This window comes from Micromonospora musae (assembly GCF_003626635.1).
GTDB classification, from domain to species: domain Bacteria; phylum Actinomycetota; class Actinomycetes; order Mycobacteriales; family Micromonosporaceae; genus Micromonospora; species Micromonospora musae.
The window spans coordinates 436,380-455,144 of record NZ_RAZT01000002.1; the positions used below are offsets into that span (position 1 = coordinate 436,380).

An 18,765-nucleotide genomic window follows, 5' to 3' on the forward strand; every position below is an offset into this window, starting at 1 on the left:
AGACGCCGGTGCCGGCCGCCGCTGGGGTGGCCGGCACCGGTCGGATCGCCTCAGCCGCCGTTCACCGACGCGGCCAGGGCGTCCGCGAACGCGGTGTCCGTCGGCGCACCGCTCACCCCGATGCGCCAGGTGCCACCGGCGAGATCACCGACGGGCAGCGACCGGCCGCCCGGCTGCCAGAGCGGCTGCCACGCGATGGAGCCGCCCGGCCGGTTGAACCAGCGGTTGTCCTCGCTCCAGGCCGACCCGGCCCGGTAGGCGGCCACCAGGGTGGTCGACTCGTCGGTGGCGAGCGACCACGGGGAGAAGCCCGCCGCGTCGCCGTCGCGGTCCGAGCCCGCCGGATCCCCGACCCGGGGCAGGCTCGAATCCAGGTTCCAGGCGGCCTCCCAGACCGGCGCCGTGGTCGGGCCGGCCACGTGCCACAGGAAACTCACGTCGACGGTGGTCGGCGCGAACCGGAACCGCCAGTCCACGGTCACCGGCTCGTCGCCGAGCGGGATGCCGGTCAGGTTTACGTCGGCGCCGTCGGTCGAGACGGTCACCCGCGCCGCCGCGCCCGCCGTGTCGGTCGGCCCGAAGGTCCCCACCGCGAGGTACGGCGCCGTGGAGCGGAACGACGAATCGGTCACCGCGCGGTACTCGCCGCGCCCGGCCGGGTCGGCGGCGTACGAGACCAACCGCGCCTCGGGTGCGCTCTGCACGACCGCCCGGTAGTACGGCGTGCTGACCACCCGCCCCTTCGTCACCACCGGCGTACGCCAATCGAGCGGGGCGAGCCAGAGCCCACCCTGCCCCCAGCCCGCGCCGGTGACGTACCACTGGCCGCGGCCGGTGTCGTCCTTGACCACCTCGGCGGCGTGCGCCTTGATCCGACCGACCAGCTGGTCGACGGTGAAGTGCAGCGGGTTCGAGCTGCGGTAGACCCGGGTGTCCTGGTAGCCACTCTCGCAGCAGACGAAGAGGTACCAGGAGTTACCGCGCTGCACCACGAACGGCGACTCGGTCGGCCCGCCGAAGGTGCCGGTGGCCGGGTGCTCGAAGGCGGTCCGCCGGTCGCTCCAGTGCACGAGGTCCCGGCTGGTGCGGTACGCGACGATGTGGTTGCCACCGGCCGGGGTGCTGTTCGCGGTGTAGTACATGACCCACTTGTCGCCGACCCGGGTGACCATCGGGTCCCGCCCGTCGAAGCCGTCGGTGAAGAGCGGGTTCTTCGAGCTTCGCTTCCAGTGCACCAGGTCCTTCGACGTGGCGAGGTGCATCCGGTACGCCTCGTGATCGGCGGTGCCACCGGCGTAGAACATGTAGTAGGTGCCGCCGTGGAACATCACGTAGGGGGCCCAGATGTGGGTCTCCCCCGCGTTCGGGTCGGCCTCCAGGGCGAACGGCTGCTTCGTCCAGGGGCCGCGCGGCGACGGGGCGGTCGCGTGGCCGAAGAACTTCTCGTCCAGCGGGTTGGCCGGCTCGGCGTGCGTGATCGCGAAGACGTGCCACAGGCCCGTCCTGCGGTCCCGCACCATGGTGTGGTCGTTGTAGTACCAGGGCTCGTCCTCGCCGACGCTCGGGTCGTAGACGTTCACGAACTCACCGGCGGTGACCTGGGTGGACCGGTTCTCGTACGGCTGGTTCTCCAGCCCGTCGGGACCGGCGGCCCGGGCCGGGGCCGGGGCCACGAGCAGGCCCACGGCGAGGGCGAGCAGCGCGGAGATCCGGCCGGCACGGGACGGTGGGCGGGGCATCGCATTCCTCCACACGGATGGATGAGGGGTTCCGGGGATGCGGTGGAGTGGGTGGACCCGCCGCCGGGTGCGATGGCGGGCCCACCCCGGGTGCTACTGCTTGCCGCCGAGCTGGGTGTAGACCTGTGCGGCGTTGTCCTTGGTGATCTGCGTGGTGCCGAGCGTGGTCGTCTTCGGGACGTCCTTCTGGCAGTCAACGAGGATCTTCTTGGCCATGTCGATGGCCTCGCGGCCGCCGGTCGGGTACTGGAACGTCGCCTGCAGCCGGCCCTGCTCGACGGCCTTGATGCCGCCGGAGGGCACGGGCAGCGCGTCGATCCCGGTGAACTTGATGGTGCTCTCCTTGCCGGCCGCCTTCGCCGCCAGGTAGGCGCCCTCCGCCATGGGGTCGTTGTGCGCGTAGACCGCGTTGATGTCGGGGTTCGCCTTGAGCATCGCGTCCATGACGCTCTGCCCCTTCTCCCGCAGCCACTCGGCGGTCTGGCTGGCCACGATCTGGATCTGCGGGTTGCTCGCCACGCCCTCCCGGAAGCCCTGGGCGCGCTCGGCGGCCGGGGTGGAGCCGGGCAGACCGGAGATCTCGACGACCTTGCCGCCCTGCGGCAGGAGCGTCTTCGCGTAGTACTCGCCCGCGGCCTTGCCGATGGCCACGTTGTCACCGCCGATGAACGCGGTGTACGCGTCGCCCTCGACCTTGCGGTCCAGCACGATCACCGGAATCCCCTGGTCGTACGCCTTCTTCACGACCGCGGTGAGCGGCTTCGCCTCGTTCGGCGAGATGATCAGCAGGTTGATGCCCTGGGAGATGAAGTTCTCCACGTCGGCGACCTGCTTGCTGTTGTCCTGGGCCGCGTCGGAGACGACGACCTTGAACCCGGGCACGTCCTTCGCCGCGTTGCTCACGTCGTCGTTCATGACCTGCCGGTACGGCTCGGCGTTGTTCGCCTGCGACATGCCGATCAGGAATTCCTTGCCGCTGCCGCACTCGGCCGCGGCGTCGGTGCCGCCGTTGCCGTCGCCGGCCTTCTCCACGCTGCACGCGGTGGTGGTGGCGAGGACGGTCAGCGCGAGGACGGCGACCGCTCTTCGGGCGTAGCGCATTGTTACCTCCGGTTGGTGGTGGGGGTCAGGAGATGCGGGGGCGGAGCTTCTGCAGCGCGGCGGCGGCCACGATGACCAGTCCCTTGACGACGAGCTGCACGTTCGCGTCGATGTTGTTGAGGGCGAGGATGTTGTTGAGGATCCCGAGCAGCAGCGCGCCGGCGATGGTGCCGCCCATGGATCCACTGCCACCGGCGAGGCTCGTGCCGCCGATGACCACTGCCGCGATCGCGTCCAGCTCGTAGCCGGAGCCGTCGTTCGGGCTGCCCTGGTTCAGCTGCCCGGCGTGGATGATCCCGGCCAGTGCGGCGAGCAGACCGGAGATGGCGAAGACGGTGATGCGCACCCGGCGTACGGGGACGCCGGAGAGGCGGGCGGCCTTCTCGTTGCCGCCGATGGCGTACACGTGCCGGGCGAAGGCGGTGCTGCGCAGCACCAGGAGCGCGCCGATCCCGATGGCGATGAAGAGCACCGCCGGCACCGGCAACACCCCGTTGATCGAGCCGCTCAGCAGCGAGAACGCCTCGGGGGCCTCCTTCGGCCCGTCCCCGTACGCGATCGGGACGCCGAGGCCGCCGGACCACATCCGGGCGATGCCCCGGGCCGCTTGGAGGCCGGCGAGCGTGACGATGAACGACTGGATGCCGATCCGGGCGACGATCGCCCCCTGGGTGGCGCCGAACGCGGTGCCGATCAACAACACGATCAGCACCGTCGGAAGGATCCCCATGCCGCTGTCGACCATGAGGGTGGCCGACCCGACCGCGGCCAGGCCGAGCACCGCGCCGACGGAGAGGTCGATGCCCCCGATCAGGATGACGAACGTCATGCCGACCGCGATGATGCCGATCTCCGACACCGCCCGGACGATGTTGGCCAGGTTGCCGGAGCTGAGGAAGATGTTCTCGCCGTTGCGGACCGGCGACACCGCGATCGCGATCAGGAAGACGGCGACCAGGCCGAAGAGGCTCTGGAACCGGAAGAAGTTGTCGACGAGCGCGTGCCGATCCCGTGGCAGCCGCAGTGACGGCCGGCGGCGCGGTGGTGGTGTTCCGGCCGGCGCTTCCTCGACGGCGGTGGGGTTGGGCGGGGTCATCGGGTCTCCTTGGCATCGTCGCCGTTGGCCGCGGCGAGGATCGCTTGTTGGGTGGCGGACGCGCGGGGCAGGGTGGCCACGGTGCGACCGCGGTGCAGGACGACCACCCGGTCGCAGAGGCTGAGCAACTCCGGAAGCTCGGACGAGGCGAGCAGGATCGCCATGCCGGCGTCCGCGAGCCGGTGGAGCAGCCGGTAGATCTCCGCCTTGGCCCCGATGTCGACGCCTCTGGTCGGCTCGTCGAGCAGGAGCAGCCTCGGCTGGGTCAGCAGTTGCTTGGCGAAGACGACCTTCTGCTGGTTGCCGCCGGAGAGCGTGGCGGCGGCGACGGCCGGCGAGGCCGCCTTCACGGCGAGGGCGGTGAGCTGCTCGGCCACGGTCCGCCGCACCGCCTGACGGCGTACCACGCCGAGCGTCGTCAGGGTGGCCAGCGCGGAGAGCACGACGTTCTCCGCCACCGAGTGCTCCAGCATCAGCCCGGCGCCGCGCCGGTCCTCGGGCACGAACGCGACCCCGCGGGCGAGCGCGGCCCGGGGGCCATGCGGCCCGTACGGCCTGCCGTCGATCGTCATCTGGCCGCTACGGCGTCCGGAGCCGCCCGCACCGAAGAGTGTCTCCAGCAGCTCGGTGCGGCCGGCGCCCATCAGCCCGGCGAGACCGACGATCTCCCCGGTACGCACGGTGAGGTCCACTCCGGCCGGTTCGGTGCGGCCCGGGGTCGGCCGGCGCGGCGTCACCGCGAGATTCCGCACGTCGAGCAGCACCTTCCCTGGCTCGTTGCGGCCCTCGCCGAAGAGCGCGTCGACCGACCGCCCCACCATGAGCTGGATGATCTCGTCGCGGGAGGCGGTCCTCGGGTCGACGGTGCCGGCCAGTCCGCCGTTGCGCAGCACGGTCGCCCGATCGGCGATGACCTCCAGCTCCGCCATCCGGTGCGAGATGTAGACGATGCCGACGCCGGCCCGGCGCAGCTCCTTGATCGTCTCGAAGAGCCGCTCGACCTCCGCGTCCGCCAGCGCGGCGGTCGGCTCGTCCATGATCAGCACCCGGGCGTCGAGCGAGAGCGCTCGCCCGATCTCGACCAGCTGCTGCTCACCGACGCGCAGCGAACCCACGAGCCGGCGAGGATCCAGGTCGGCGCCGAGGGTACGCAGGTGCTCCGCCGCCTGCCGGCGCATCCGCCGGATGTCGACACCGCCCAGCCGGGTCCGCGGCTCCCGCCCGAGGAACATGTTCTCCGCGATGGAGAGACCGGCCACGAGGTCCAGCTCCTGATGGATCGTGGCGATTCCGGCGCGCTGGGCGTCGACCGGGCCGCCGAAGCTGACCGGCCGGCCGTCGACCTCGATGGTGCCGTCGTAGTCGGTGATGACCCCGGAGAGGATGTTGATCAGGGTCGACTTGCCCGCGCCGTTCTCGCCGAGCAGCGCGTGCACCTCACCGGCGGCGATGGTGAGGTCGATGTCGCGGCAGGCCTGCACACCGCCGAACCGCTTGCCGATGCCGGTCATCCGGACCAGCGGTCGTTCTGTCATACGGCACCTCGTGGATCGTCTGCGGGATCTGCTGCGGGTGGAGCCGGAGTCGCCGGGTCCGCGGGTGCGGACCCGGCGACTCGCGACGGTCACGACGTGACGAGCTGCGCCTCCACGTAGTCGAGCCCGGCGAGGTACCCGGTCGACGCGGCGGCCTTGCCGGTCACCGTCAGGGTGAGCGTGTGCCGGCCCGCCGTCAGCTCCCGCTGGCCGTAGTCGATCGGGTCGCTGACCACAACCTCCGGCGAGTGGTACGCGTCGAACGCCGCACCGATCTGGGCGCCGTCGATCGCCACCGTGTTGACGCCGTAGTCCTGCGCCAGCGTCTGCACCAGGCTCAGCCGGTAGGTGCCGGTCGTCGGAACGGTGAACGCCACGGTGACGCTCCGGTTCGGCGCATCCGGCCGGAACCAGAGCTGAGCGCTCTGCGACCAGTGCACGCCGCAGCAGTCGCCCTGGACGTCGGCCGGCCCCTCGGCGGTCACCGCCGGCAGCGTCGACTCGCCCTCGATCCGCAGCGTGCTACCGGTGCTGGCGGAGTCGACAGCCGAGTACGACCCGGCGTTGCCTGCGGCGTCGACCGCGCGCACCCGGTAGTACCAGGTCTCGTGCAGGCCCAACCCGCCGTGCTCGAAGCTCGACCGGCTCGTGGTGCCGACCCGGTTCTCCGGTCCGGGCTTGAAGCCCGCCGTGCGGGAGGCGAAGACCTCGTAGCGCGGCGCGTAGACGTCGTCCTCGGCCGACTGCCAGGTCAACGACACGGCGTTGGTCGTGCCGCTGGTGGCGGTGAGCCCCTTCACGTCACCCGGCCGGCTGTGGTCGGTGAACGGGTCGACCAGGCTGAGCGCCGCGTACCGGGCGGCGGACCAGGCCGGAGCGTCCTTGGTGGGGGTCAGGGTGACCGTCACCTTCGACTTGCCGGCGGTGAGCGCCGCCGGCAGGCGGAACTCGTCGTCGAGCCAGCGGTGGGAGCCGTTGCCCAGGGGCTGGGACCAGACGCCGGCGTCCCGACCGTCGACCCGGACGTTCACCGACTGGTGCCCGACGGCCTGGTCGGCGACCCGGCGCAGGACCGCGCCGTTGTTGTGGCGGTCGAGCTCCACTCGGAACCGGATCGGGGTGGTGGAGGCGCGGGTGTCGTCGGCTACCGGTCGGGGCGTGCCGTCGTCACCCTCGAAAGTCGCGGTGAGCACCTCCCGGGCGCCGCCGCCGGTGTACCCGTGGGCGGCCTCGCCCGCCGCGTTGCCGACGTCGACGCTGTCCGTCCACCGCTGCCCGAGGGTGTCCTGGCCGTACCAGTACGCGGTCGAGCCGTACCGGGCCGGATCCTGGTCGCCGGGGCCGTGCTCGATGCCGAACCGCAGGCCGGTCGAGAAGGAGATCGACTCGGCCACCATGAGCCGGTACGCGCCGGTGCAGTCGTACTGGCAGCCGTAGTCGGCGACCTCGTGGGCGGGGTTGCCGTTCGTGGGAGCGTTGAAGGTGCCGTGGTTGAAGTACCAGCCGGCCTCGTAGAAGTCCTCGGTGCCGGTGCCGTGGATGCTCGGGCTCTGGGCGCCGTCCACGTAGACCCGCTCGTCGCCCTCCAGGTAGTTGCGCTGGTTACCGGCGGGGATGTGCCCCTCCATCGTCTGCGTGACGCCCACGAACTTGCCGCGGCCGGCCGCGTCGAGGAAGAGGTGGTCGGCGCCGGGGACGGTGTCGGCGCTGTTCGCCGTGGCCCGGAAGTAGCCGGCGTCGCCGGTGGGCCGCAGGGCCGCCGCCCACTTCGCCGACCGGGCGGTGGTCACCGTGGCGGTCGACGACTTGATCGGCACGTTCGAGCCGTTGCGCAGCTCGACGGTGTAGCGCTCCCGGTAGGGCATCGGCCACCAGGCCGAGAGGGTCGAGGTGGCCGGGTCGACGGCGAACATCAGGGACCGGACCTCGTGCAGCCCGAGGCCGGTGCCGAAGAACTCGCCGAGCGGCGCGTCGACGGTGGTCTTCCCGTCGAACGCGATCCGCAGCCGGGTCTGGCGCAGCACCGCGTCGGAGGCGGCGATCGCCGCCTTGCGCTCGGCGTCCGCCGGGTAGGACATGGTGTTGGTGCCCTGCCAGCTCTGCGCGGTGATCTTGTAGTCGTGCGCGGCCTCGGCGTCGGTGTGGGCCGGCCCGAGGTCCAGCGTGTCGGTACGCTTCGCCGTGCCCGCGACCAGGCTGTCCACCCAGTAGGTGAACTCGTTGACGTCCAGGTCGGACGAGACGAACTCGGTGGCGATGGTGATCTTCGACTTGCCGGCCGTGGCGCTGGCCGGCAGCTCGACGCTCTGGTCCTGCCAGGTGCCGAAGGGCAGGAGAGCGTTGGCCGGCCACTCGCCGACCGCCACCCCGTCGACCAGGATCCGCGCCCGCTGGTTTCCGATGTGCGGGTCGAACCGGCGGGTGAGCCGTACGCCCGTGTTGGCCGGGTCGACGGCGACGGTGAACTGGCTGCCGCCGCCGGCGCCGAAGGCGCGGCCGTCGTCGGCGATCGGCTGCGGCGCTCCGACGAGCTGCGGGATCCGCAGCGTGAGGCCGGTGACCGCGCCGGGGCCGTCTCCGCCGGCGAGCGTCGCGCGACCGCCGGCCGGTACGGAGAACGTGTGCTCGACCGTCTTCGCGCCCGGCTCGGCGCGCTTCGGGTCGCGGGTGCCGGCCGCCTTGAGCTGCTCGACGACGTCCAGTGCCCGGTCGGCCGGGTCGAAGGTGCGGACGCCCTCGGCGCTGGTGAACTTGCGGTAGGCCACGTGGTAGAAGACCGGGTTCTTCTCGGTGGTGACCCGCATCGAGCTGCGGTACGTCATGGGCGCCTTGATGTAGACGCCCCCGGAGCTCTGCGCCGCGTTCGCGACGACCGGGTAGACGAAGGGGGCGCCGAGCTTGCCGTCGACGACGTCCTGGATCTTCGCGTCGAGCACCGTCCGGCCGTCGAGGACAACCTTGATCTTGCCGGTGGCGGAGACGTTGCCCTCGTCCCGGGTGAACCAGATCGAGTCGATCTCGCCGGCGCCGGCGGCCTCGGCGATGACACAGCCCTCCGCGGTGGTGCTCAGGCAGGAGTACTGGCCGGAGAAGCCGTCGTCGTTGCCGCCGCTGCGGTCGAAGCTGGAGAACTGGTAGGCACGGGAGCCGTCGGTGAGGTTCGGGAGCCGGTCGAGCTGCCGGTAGACGTCCCAGCCGACGGGTCCGTTGGGGGTCGGGCCGGGCGTGGCCGCGGCCGGTCCGGAGAGACCGACGACGGCGGAGCCGGCGATGAGGGTCACTGCGGCGGCGGCGCGGAGCAATCGCCGTCGGGCAGGGGTTCGTGGCGCGCGAGTGGTGGGTGTCATGAATCGCCTTCCACATCGGTGGGTGGGGCGGGCCGGGGGTGGCAGGACAAGGAATCGATTTCTCGCTGCAGTAGCGATCAGGTTAGGCAGCCTCGACGCGGCGGTCAATCCTCAATGACCAAATCCCAGGTGGACGGGGATCTACGTTGACAGCTGGCCAGCCCGCTTCTATGGTCCTCGATCAGAACTGAGCAAACGATTTCTCGTTGTCGACGCACGCCGCCGTCGCGGCGACCTGGGAGGCCCCGTGCCCGAGCGTCCACCGCGCCGGATCCCTCGGCGCCGGCAGGACCACCACACCGGCGGGCGGCGCGGCGACCGGCCGGGCCACCGCGCGCTGTCGATCGGTGACTGGTTGTGCCGGCGCGGGCGTATCCTCGTTACCTTGACTTCCGAGGTGACAGCGGGGCGGGTGCGGCCTCCGGTCACGTCGGCGGGCGACCGGGCAGCCGGCCGGCGCCAACCGACAGCGACCGGAATGCCCGTGACGATTCCGTCATCATCCGCCCGTAGGATGCCGGGTCCCGTCCCCGCAGCGGGCCGAGCACCTCCGTGAAAGTTCAGCTCATCGTAGGAATCAACCGGATGGAGGCGAATGGCGACGATCTATGACGTGGCACGGCAGGCCCAGGTCTCACCCGCGACGGTGTCGCGGGTCCTGAACGGACGTACCACTGTCGATCCAGCCATGGCTGCGCGAGTGCACCAGGCGATGCGGGACCTCGACTACCGTCCCAACGCCGTCGCCCGTAACCTGCGCCTGAGCCAGACCAGCCTCTGGGCGGTCATCATTTCCGACATCGGGAACCCGTTCTTCACCTCCATGGTGCGCGGGGTGGAGGACGTCGCACAGGGCGCCGGCTACTCCGTCGTCCTGTGCAACAGCGACGAGGATCCGGAGAAGGAGTCCCGGTACATCGCCGCCGCCCTGGCCGAACGGATGGCCGGCGTCATCATCTCCACCTCCGGCCGGTCGACAGCCATCAACCGGCTGGTCGAAGCGCGCATCCCGGTCGTCGCGATCGACCGCCAACTGCGCGGCGTCACCATCGACACGGTGCTCGTCGACAACGTGCAGGGGGCCGAGATGGCCACCACCCACCTGCTCGACAACGGCTACCAGCGGGTCGCCTGCATCACCGGTCCGCGTCGCATCTCCACCGCCTCCCAGCGGCTCCGCGGCTACCAGCGCGCCCTGCGGGCCGCCGGCCGCGAGGTGAGCGACGGCCTGGTCCGCTACGCGGACTTCCGCGAGGAGGGCGGCTACCAGGCCATGGCCTCGCTGCTCGACAGCGACAACCCGCCCGACAGCGTCTTCGCGACCAACAACCTGATGACCGTCGGCGCCGTCGAGTGCCTCGTCGACCGCGGCGTGCGGGTGCCGGCGTCGTTCGGAGTGGTCGGGTTCGACGACATTCCCTGGGCCCACCTGGTCAAGCCCTCACTGAGCACCGTCTCCCAGCCCACGTACGACCTCGGGCGGGCCGCCGCGGTGCTGCTCACCGAGCGGATCGCCAACCCGACGCGACCGCCGTCGACAGTCACCCTGAGCACCGGTCTACAGGTACGGGAGAGCTCCAGCCGCCCGAGCTGACCGGCGCACCGGCCGACCACCCGTCGCCTCGGCGGAGCCGTCGTACCGCCGGGGCGAGTCGCGGGTTGCAGGGCGGGGAGCCTGCCCCCAGTACACCAGGCCCCCCGCCCCGTCATCGGCCGGCCACCGCGGCCGGCACTGACACGCCGGTGTGGCCCCGACCCGTCCGATCGGGGGCACACCGGCACGCGCTGTCTCCCGGTGGAGCAGGGCCTACAGGTCGACCTCGCCGCAGAGGTGCACGTGGAGGCCGAGCTCGGCGAACATGGCGGCCTTCACCCGCAACGCCCGGTCGGCGGTCTCCCGGTCCGGCGCGTACGCGACGTTGGCGTGGTTGGCCTTGTGGCGGGCCATCAGCTGGTCACGACCCACCCCGTGCAGCACCGCGTGCATGATCGGCCACTGTGGGTTGGTGGACTCCAGACGGCGCCGGGTCTCCTCCTCGGGCAGCTCGACGACGGTCCCCCGGCCCAGGTCGACGTGGAGCGCGCCGTCCATGATGAACACCCGCGACCAGACGATCTCCCCCGGCTTCGAGACGCCGCTCAGCGTGCCCCCGCCGAGCGGGAAGAACATCGGCGGCTGCCGCATGCTGTACGACTTGTCGTACCCGCCGTTGTGCGAGGCGGGCACCGAGCCGGAGATCTCGAAGACCCAGACGAAGTCGTCGCCGTACTGCTCGCCCCAGCGGATGTCGTGCAGGGTCGTCGCCGGGTCCAGTCCCATGGCGGTCCAGATGCGGTTCGTGACCAGCGAATCCACGGCCACGCCCTCGTCGACCTCGTTGAAGTGCGGCAGCGGCGCTCCCGCGTACAGCTCCCGGCTGCCGTCCCGGCTGAGCACCGGCGGCCGCTGCACGTTGTTCAGCAGGCCCTCGGCGAGGTCGCTGGCCGGGACGGTGTCCTTCAGGCCCTGCTGGTACTGGATGCCGACCGCGTCCAGGCCGAAGTCGTCGGAGATGCGCAGGGCCGCGGCGTACATCTTGAACTGGCTCGTGAGCTGGGCGTCGGTGAGCTCGGTGGCCTCGTCGGTGCCGGTGTGGAAGGTCATCCCGGCCTCGTCCAGCCAGCGGCGGACCGCGTGGGCCTCCTCGTCCGGGACGCGCGCCATCTCCGCGACGAGCGCGCTCTGCGAGAGCCGCTCCTTGTAGATGCCGAGAGGGTTGATCAGCTCGTCGTCGAAGATCGCGTTGTACATCCCCATGCAGCCCTCGTCGAAGACGCCGATGATCGCCTTCTCCCGGGCCAGCTGGGTGGCGAGGGCCCGGCCGAGCTCGACCTCCGCGTCGTCGGGAAGGGCGGGCAGGTCCCGTACGTGGCTGGTGTCGTGGCGAAGCTCGCCGGTCGCCAGCCAGGTGCGCAGCCCCTCGACCGCCCACTCGTCGGTGAAGTCCTTGCTCCACAGCGCCGAGTGCTTCACCCCGGCCTTGGTGAGGCTCGCCGTGAGGTTGAGCAGACCGACCAGCCCGGGGAACTCGCCGCTCCAGTTGGCCACGATGAGGATGGGACCGCGGTGGCTGCGCAGGCCGGCGAGCACGTGGTGGCTGTACTGCCAGACCGCCTCGACCACGATCAGCGGCGCGTCCACGGGGAGCTGCTTGAAGACCTCGATGCCGGCACGCTGGCTGTCGATGAAGCCGTGGCCCTTGTCCGGGTCGAACGCGTGGCCGCGCTCCACCTTCCAGTCGAGCGCGGTGACGGCCGCCGCGAGGTCGGCCTCCAGCTGCTGCTGCGTGGGCCAGCAGGTGACGTTCGCGCTCGGCCGGAGATCGCCGCTGGCCACTGTGTAGACGGTGCCGGGTACCGCCGACGGCGGATCGGCCAACAGGGGCAGCTGGTAACTGGTCATGGGGCGACTCCTTCGGTGCCTCGGTTGTCGCTGGCCTCCGGAGAACCGGTGGCCAGGAGACGGACCTGACGTGCAGCGAGCGCGTGCGCGACCCGCTTGGAACTCGTGTACAGCTCGCGGTAGAGCCCGTAGAGCTCGTCGTAGTCGGCGGCGAGTTCACGCCGGGGCGTCCGGATCTCCTTGACGGGGTTCCAGGTCTCGATCGAGACGTCCCACCTCGTCCGGGCGGCGAGGAAGGCCGCGCCGTAGCTCGCGCCGATCGTCTGCGACGGGATCACCTGGTCGCGCCCGGTGACGTCCGAGACGATCTGGGTCCAGAGGCCACCCTGGGTGCCGCCGCCGACCGCGACGACGCGCCGGATGTCGCCGCCACTGGCCTCGATCGTCTCGATGTTGTGACGCACCCCGAGACCTGTCGCCTCGAGCGCCGCCCGGTACAGGTCGCCGCGGGTGTGCGAGACGGTGAGGCCGGCGAGGATGCCGCGCGCCTCCGGATCGAGGATGGGGGTGCGCTCACCGGCGAAGTAGGGCAGCATCAGCAGCCCTCCCGCGCCCGGGCCGGAGCTCTCGGCCAGCCGGAGCAGCTCCGGGTAGTCGGGCGAGCCGAAGAGCTCACGCAGCCAGGACGTGATCGCGCCGGAGGTGGCGAGGCCGCCGGCGAGGTTACGGGTGCCGGGCAGCGCGCCCACCGTCCCCCACAACGACGGGTTCGTCAGGGGAGCCGCGACCGTGTGGACCAGGAACATCGTGGTGCCGTACATCAGCATCAGGTCGCCGACGCCCTGGGCGCCGACGCTGATCGCCTCCGCCCAGGCGTCGATGGTGCCGGTGATGACCGGAATGCCCGCCGGCAGGCCGGCCTCGGTCGCGGCGCGCTCCGTGACGACCCCGGCCACCTCACCGGGCCAGCTCAGCGGGGGCAGGACGAGGCCCGGTGCGACCTGCGCGGCCCACGGCGCGTACCAGTCCTGGTCCTCGGTGTCGTAGAGCGGTGTGCACTGGCTCGCCGAGTGCTGGTCGAGCACGTACCGGTCGGTGAGCTGCACGACGAGCCACGAGCTGGGCATGAAGAGCCGCCGCGCCCGGCCGAAGAGTTCGGGTTCGTTCTCGGCCACCCAGGCGACCTTCGCCCCCGCCGCCTGGCTGGAGAGCGCCGAGCCGCAGCGGCGCAGGATCTCCTCCGGGCCGAACCGGTCGTTGAGGCGCGCGATCTGGTCGGTCGACCGGGTGTCGACGCCGTACAGGATGGCCGGACGCAGCGGCACGTTGGCGTCGTCGGTGAGCAGCACGCAGGGTCCCATGCCGCTCACGCCGACGGCCACGACCTCGGCGTCACCGGGTGCCAGCAGTTCGCGGCTGAGCGAGACGAACTCCTGCCACCAGATGTCGGCGTCCATCTCCACCCAGCCGGGTCGGGGACGACTCACCTCGTGCGAGCGGCTGGCCGAGCGGACGACCCGACCCTCGGCGTCCACGAGGACGCCCTTGCTGCTCGAGGTGCCGATGTCGACGCCCAGCACCGTCGCAACCTTCATGGCGCCACTGTTCCAGCAATCGATTTCCGAATCAAGAGCGGGCTCGGAACCGCGCTCCCCCACCATCGGCTGGCAACGGGCTGCGGGGAGGGTGTTAGTGCTGGTAGATCGCATCGGTGCCGGCGCATCGATGGCCGGCTAACGCTGAGAAATCGTTAACTCGGTTCAGGAGACACCGCTCTCGCGCCGCCGCGTTCGGGGGCGCGTCGGGCCGGGCGGCCGGGCCGGCGGGCTCGATGTGCGCCGAAACGTACGCCGACCGTCCCCGCGTCGCCATCTGGCAGCAAGCTTCGTCAAGAGAATCGGTCGCGATAGTTTTCTTCACAGTCCTGAAGGGACCGTCGCATGCCCAATCTCCATCGGCGCGCCTTCCTCGGGTTGACCGGCGCCGCCGGAGCCGGGGTGGCCGCCGCCATCGCCGGCTTCTCCGACGCACCGGCGTGGGCCGACCCGTCGTTCGCCGACAATCCGTTCACGCTCGGCGTCGCCTCCGGTGACCCACTGCCCGACGGGGTGGTCCTCTGGACCCGGCTCGCGCCGGACCCGCTCGCCGTCGACGGCCTCGGCGGCATGCCGCGACGGGTCGTCCCGGTCACCTGGCAGGTCGCCGAGGACGAACGCTTCCGCCGGGTGGTACGCGCCGGCGCGGAGCGGGCCACGCCGGAGCTCGGCCATTCGGTACACGTCGAGGTCAGCCGGCTGCGCCCGGACCGGGAGTACTACTACCGGTTCCGGGTGGGCAACCAGCTGAGCCCGGTCGGCCGGACCCGCACGGCGCCCGCGTACGGCGCGGACCGGCGGCGGCTCTCCTTCGGCTTCGTGTCGTGCCAGAACCTGCCGGCCGGCTACTTCACGGCCTACCGGCACATGGCGGAGGAGGACCTCGACCTGGTCCTGCACCTGGGCGACTACATCTACGAGGGCCCGTCCGCCGGCACCATCGGCCGCGCGCACCTGCCCGCCACCGAGATCTTCTCGTTGGCGGACTACCGCATCCGCCACTCGCAGTACAAGACCGACGCCGACCTGCAGCTGGCGCACGCCCGGTTCCCCTGGGCGGTCACCTGGGACGACCACGAGGTGGAGAACAACTACGCGGACGGAACCTCGGAGGATGCCGCGCAGTCGCCGGAGGACTTCCTCCGTCGCCGCGCCGTCGCGTACCAGGCGTACTACGAGCACATGCCGCTGCGCCGGATCAGCATCCCGCACGGCCCGGACATGCGGCTCTACCGCCGGCTCAGGTACGGCAACCTCGCCGAGTTCAACATCCTGGACGGTCGGCAGTACCGCTCCGACCAGGTGCCGACCGGCTCGGACGACCCGTCGCGGACGATGCTCGGCAACGCGCAGGAGAAGTGGCTGCTCGACGGCATGTCCGCCTCGCGGGCCCGCTGGAACGTGCTCGGCAACCAGACCGTCATCGCCGAGGCCGACCGGGACCCGGGACCCGGCAAGACGCTCTCCGACGACAACTGGAGCGGCTACCCGGCGGCCCGGCAGCGCCTCTTCGACGGCGTGGTCGAACGCCGGGTCGAGAACATGGTCGTCGTCACCGGAGACGCCCACTGCAGCATGGTCGCGGAGCTGAAGCAGAACTTCGACGACCAGTCGTCCCGGACCGTCGGCGTCGAGTTCCTCGGCACCTCGATCACCTCCGGCGGCGACGGCGCCGACATGGACGGCCGCGGCACCGAGTGGCTCGCCAGCAACCCGCACATGAAGTTCTACAACGCCAAGCGCGGCTACGTCCGGTGCCAGCTGGACCACCGCCAGTGGCGTACCGACTACCGAGTCGTGCCGTTCGTGACCGAGCAGGGCGCGCCGGTGTCCACCCGCGCCAGCTTCGTCGTGGAGAGCGGCCGCCCCGGAGTCCAGGTCGACACCACCGAGGCGTGAGCCGGGGTCGCCCGGGTCGCCGTCCGTCCGGCGGCCCGGGCGCTCCCTTCGCACGCGCCTAGGCTGGGGCGATGGAGCTCGAGTTCAGCGGCGAGATCTGGTTCTGGCGGGGACCGGCGCCCTGGCACTTCGTCACCGTGCCGGTGCCGGAGTGCCGCGAGTTGGCCGCGACGGCCTCGGCGGTGAGCTACGGCTGGGGCATGATCCCGGTCACCGCCCGCATCGGCACGACCAGTTGGGCCACCTCCCTGTTCCCGAAGGACGGGCGCTACCTCGTGCCGGTGCGCACCTCGGTACGCAAGGCCGAGGGGCTCGAGGTGGGTGAGACGGTGACCGTACGGCTCACCGTGGACGGCTGAGTCACCGCGGCGAGCGGGAAGCGGCGGCCGGGTAGCGGCGGCCGGGCGGAGCACGCTCGGCCGCTCCTGATTGCGCTGCGTAGTTCCGGCACTGCGCACACCCAGCGTCACCATGCGCGGGCGGCGGCCAGCACCACTTCGGACGCTTTGCTCTGCACCCCGATACGCACCACGCCGCTGAGCTGCCACTTCTCCATCGGGGCCACCTGCCCCGCCGGCCGAAACCGTGACCTTCGGTAACTGGCGCGTATGAGGGTGCAGAGCAAAGCGTCCGAGAGGGTACGCCCGGAGGGGCGGCCGATGTCGCCCTGCGTGATGACGCCGCCGGTGGCATGAACGCTCTTGCGAAGACCGCCCGCCCGGAACCGGTACGCCGGCCGCTCGCGGCGCGCCTACCTGCGGATGAGATGAGGCAGCGGAACGGCCGTCGGCCCCGTGCGCCAGGAAATCACCCAAGTGCACGGGGCCGACGGCACCGGTCGCGTCAGCGGACGCGGACGAAGACCGGGTTCGAGTAGAACCACAGGTCGTCCCACGGGCTCTCCAGCCCGTCGGCGAGCGGCTCCATCTCGTCGGTGCTGGTCCCCCGCACCCGGGCGTACATGTCCTGCTCGACGTCGCGCAGGGTGTGCCGGATGACGTACTCGGCACCCTGCCGACGCCAGTCGCGGGGGCCGAACCGGGCGACGACCTTGGTCGTCGGGTTGGTGTCGGCGTTCACGTCGGCGCTCGGGCCGGTGATCTTGCCGACGATGAGGTCGACCCGCCGGACCTGCGGACGGTCGCCGTGGGCGTTCACGCCGTCGAGCGGGCGGAACCGGATCTCGATCTCGACGTCCCGCCGGCTCCGGCGGCTCACCGTGATGGTCTCGCCCATCTCGGCCTTCTGGCCCTGGGAGCCGGCGGTGAGGTCGAGGCTGCGGATCAGGTCACCGGTGCCGACCCAGATCCGGCCGCTGCGCAGGCCGTCCATGATGTCGCCGTAGTCCTGCCGGGCCAGCACGTGCGTCTTGCTGTACTCGCCGGGCCAGAAGTCGGAGCCACCGCGCGTCCAGTGCACGTGCGAGTCGGAGGTGGCGGTGATCCACCAGCGCCGCCCCTCACCGAGCAGCGAGTCCCAGAGGCCACCGACGCGGGCGGTCATCTGGTCGAAGCCGCCATGGGTCGGGTAGTTGCCGTAGCCACCCCGAGCCCCACCGTTGAGCGGCCCCGCCTGGTGCCCGGGCGCGCCCTCGAAACCGATGTAGACGTCCGGCGCGACGTTGTTGCCGTTGCGGAACTCGCGCGGGGTGTCCTGGCCGTACACGCCGAGCCCCGGCGCGGACCGGGACGCGTGGTGCGCGATCACGATCGGCTTGAGCGGCATGCCCCGGGCGACCTTGAGGAACTCGATCATCTTGGCCTCGGTGTCGCGGCCAGGGTCGTTGGGGAAGGCGTCGAACTTGGCGAAGCGGCTCTCCAGCTCGAAGAGCTGCTTCGCCTCGTCCTCGTGACGCGGGATCATCAGCGTGTGGTGGTCGAGCGACGGGGTGTCGAACTCCATGCCCCAGAACTGGAGCACCTCCGGCACCAGTTTGCGGGAGAGCAGCAGGTCGGGGTAGGCCTGCTCCAGGTTGACCTTCGAGTGCGTGGGGCCACCGTGGTCGGTGCACATCGCCCAGGTCAGGCCGAAGTTCTTGGCCATGATCGCGTTGGTCACGATCGGGTAGACCGCGTCGGCACCCTTGTGGAAGGTGGGCGGGTTCGTCGAGGTGTCGAACTCGCCGCTGTACTCGGAGTGGACGTGGTGGTCGCCGGCCCGCCACACCCGGTTGCGGGAGTCGCCCGGCTTCTTGCCGCGCTCCTCCTCCTCGTCGGCGAAGGCCGCGGTGGAGCCCACCACCGGGCTGGCGGCGGCCAGCGTCGCGCCGATACCGGCGTACTTGACCAGCTTCCGCCGCGAGAGCCGGGACTCAGCCTGCTCCAGATCCTTGTCCGTCAAGACGAAGCGCTCCTCGGTCCAGCAGTTACCTCTGTCGAGAGGCAGCCTCGACAAGCGCGCTGAATCAGGGCTGTACGCAAGAGGGGGTTCCGGTGAACAGCATCGCGTCGATCTCTTAAGCCGGGCCATCGACCAGCGGATCTGCCCGGGAGGCGACCAGCGCGGCGGCGGAAGGATTTCCCTCCATCGTGGACGTCACGTCGGACGGAGGGCCGTTTCGCAGCGGTCGGCGGGGAACGTCGACGGGCAGGGCGGATCCCGCCCGTCGACGCTGTCGCCGTCAGAAGGCGCGGTAGCTCAGGTACTTCCCGGCCTCATAGGTCCGCAGCGTGCCGGTGCTCGTCGCGTACCCGGTGCAGTCGGCGGCGCGGTAGAGGACGACGTCGCTGAAGCCACTCCAGCCGACGTGGGCCGCCGCGGTCGCCGGAAGCGGAGTGCACTTCCCGGTCGGAGTGTCGACGTGTGCCACCTCGGTGCCGAAGTTGGCGGTGTAGAAGGTGAGACCGGACGGCGCGGCCGAGGCGGGCGACGCCGCGACGCCGAGCCCGACGACCATCATCGCGGACGCCGCCAGACCCGCCCCGATCCTTGCTCCGTTTCGTCGCATAACAACCCTCCAGTGCATCGATGGGTGACTCCGGGATCCTCACCCAATTTGCTTGCGGGAGCAAGTATTCGCCTGCGATCCGGCCGAGAGGAAGGACACACTCCCCCGGCACGTACCCGGGTAA

General features: G+C 71.1%; 12 protein-coding genes. 3 read left to right on the plus strand and 9 right to left on the minus strand.

Annotation, left to right across the window (positions count from 1 at the left end):
* Positions 1-50: 50 nt before the first annotated feature.
* The 5 genes from D7044_RS04940 to D7044_RS04965 all read right to left on the minus strand — a co-directional run bounded on the left by D7044_RS04940 (position 51) and on the right by D7044_RS04965 (position 8,818).
* Positions 51-1,739: a family 43 glycosylhydrolase gene (locus tag D7044_RS04940; RefSeq protein WP_120688101.1), complete on the minus strand. Its 1,689-nt coding sequence runs from the start codon at positions 1,737-1,739 to the stop codon at positions 51-53.
* A 93-nt stretch (positions 1,740-1,832) separates the two neighbouring features.
* On the minus strand, positions 1,833-2,840 hold the full coding sequence (locus D7044_RS04945) for a substrate-binding domain-containing protein (RefSeq protein ID WP_120682668.1): 1,008 nt from the start codon (positions 2,838-2,840) through the stop codon (positions 1,833-1,835).
* A gap of 25 nt (positions 2,841-2,865) precedes the next feature.
* The gene (locus tag D7044_RS04950; RefSeq protein WP_120682670.1) at positions 2,866-3,936 is read right to left on the minus strand and encodes an ABC transporter permease; all 1,071 of its coding nucleotides are present in this window, start codon (positions 3,934-3,936) and stop codon (positions 2,866-2,868) included.
* Complete coding sequence (locus D7044_RS04955; protein WP_120682672.1) at positions 3,933-5,471, minus strand: sugar ABC transporter ATP-binding protein; 1,539 nt, start codon at positions 5,469-5,471, stop codon at positions 3,933-3,935. Before D7044_RS04955 ends, D7044_RS04950 begins: the two co-directional genes overlap by 4 nt.
* Positions 5,472-5,560: 89 nt before the next feature.
* Positions 5,561-8,818 (minus strand): DUF2961 domain-containing protein, encoded by a 3,258-nt coding sequence (locus D7044_RS04965; RefSeq protein WP_120688102.1) that lies wholly within the window; start codon positions 8,816-8,818, stop codon positions 5,561-5,563.
* A 595-nt stretch (positions 8,819-9,413) separates the two neighbouring features.
* Between D7044_RS04965 and D7044_RS04970 the strand changes: the two genes are divergently transcribed.
* Positions 9,414-10,412: a LacI family DNA-binding transcriptional regulator gene (locus tag D7044_RS04970; RefSeq protein ID WP_120688103.1), complete on the plus strand. Its 999-nt coding sequence runs from the start codon at positions 9,414-9,416 to the stop codon at positions 10,410-10,412.
* Positions 10,413-10,625: 213 nt separating this feature from the next.
* Here D7044_RS04970 and D7044_RS04975 read toward each other — a convergent pair whose 3' ends face one another.
* Positions 10,626-12,260, minus strand: a complete 1,635-nt coding sequence (locus D7044_RS04975) for a fucose isomerase (protein ID WP_120688104.1) — start codon at positions 12,258-12,260, stop codon at positions 10,626-10,628.
* Positions 12,257-13,795 (minus strand): FGGY-family carbohydrate kinase, encoded by a 1,539-nt coding sequence (locus D7044_RS04980; protein ID WP_120688105.1) that lies wholly within the window; start codon positions 13,793-13,795, stop codon positions 12,257-12,259. Before D7044_RS04980 ends, D7044_RS04975 begins: the two co-directional genes overlap by 4 nt.
* Positions 13,796-14,140: 345 nt before the next feature.
* On the opposite strand from D7044_RS04980, the gene D7044_RS04985 reads away from it, so the two are divergent.
* Together D7044_RS04985 and D7044_RS04990 are read left to right on the plus strand one after the other, a co-directional pair.
* Positions 14,141-15,694 (plus strand): alkaline phosphatase D family protein, encoded by a 1,554-nt coding sequence (locus D7044_RS04985; protein WP_120688106.1) that lies wholly within the window; start codon positions 14,141-14,143, stop codon positions 15,692-15,694.
* A gap of 71 nt (positions 15,695-15,765) precedes the next feature.
* Positions 15,766-16,053, plus strand: coding sequence for a DUF1905 domain-containing protein (locus tag D7044_RS04990; protein ID WP_120682684.1), 288 nt, complete (start codon positions 15,766-15,768; stop codon positions 16,051-16,053).
* Between the two features lie 484 nt (positions 16,054-16,537).
* Here the strand turns inward: D7044_RS04990 and D7044_RS04995 are convergent, their stop codons facing one another.
* A complete protein-coding gene (locus D7044_RS04995; protein ID WP_120682686.1) occupies positions 16,538-18,034 on the minus strand; it encodes a CehA/McbA family metallohydrolase domain-containing protein in 1,497 nt (498 codons plus the stop codon).
* A gap of 280 nt (positions 18,035-18,314) precedes the next feature.
* On the minus strand, positions 18,315-18,641 hold the full coding sequence (locus tag D7044_RS05000) for a hypothetical protein (protein WP_147434582.1): 327 nt from the start codon (positions 18,639-18,641) through the stop codon (positions 18,315-18,317).
* Between the last annotated feature and the right edge of the window lie 124 nt (positions 18,642-18,765).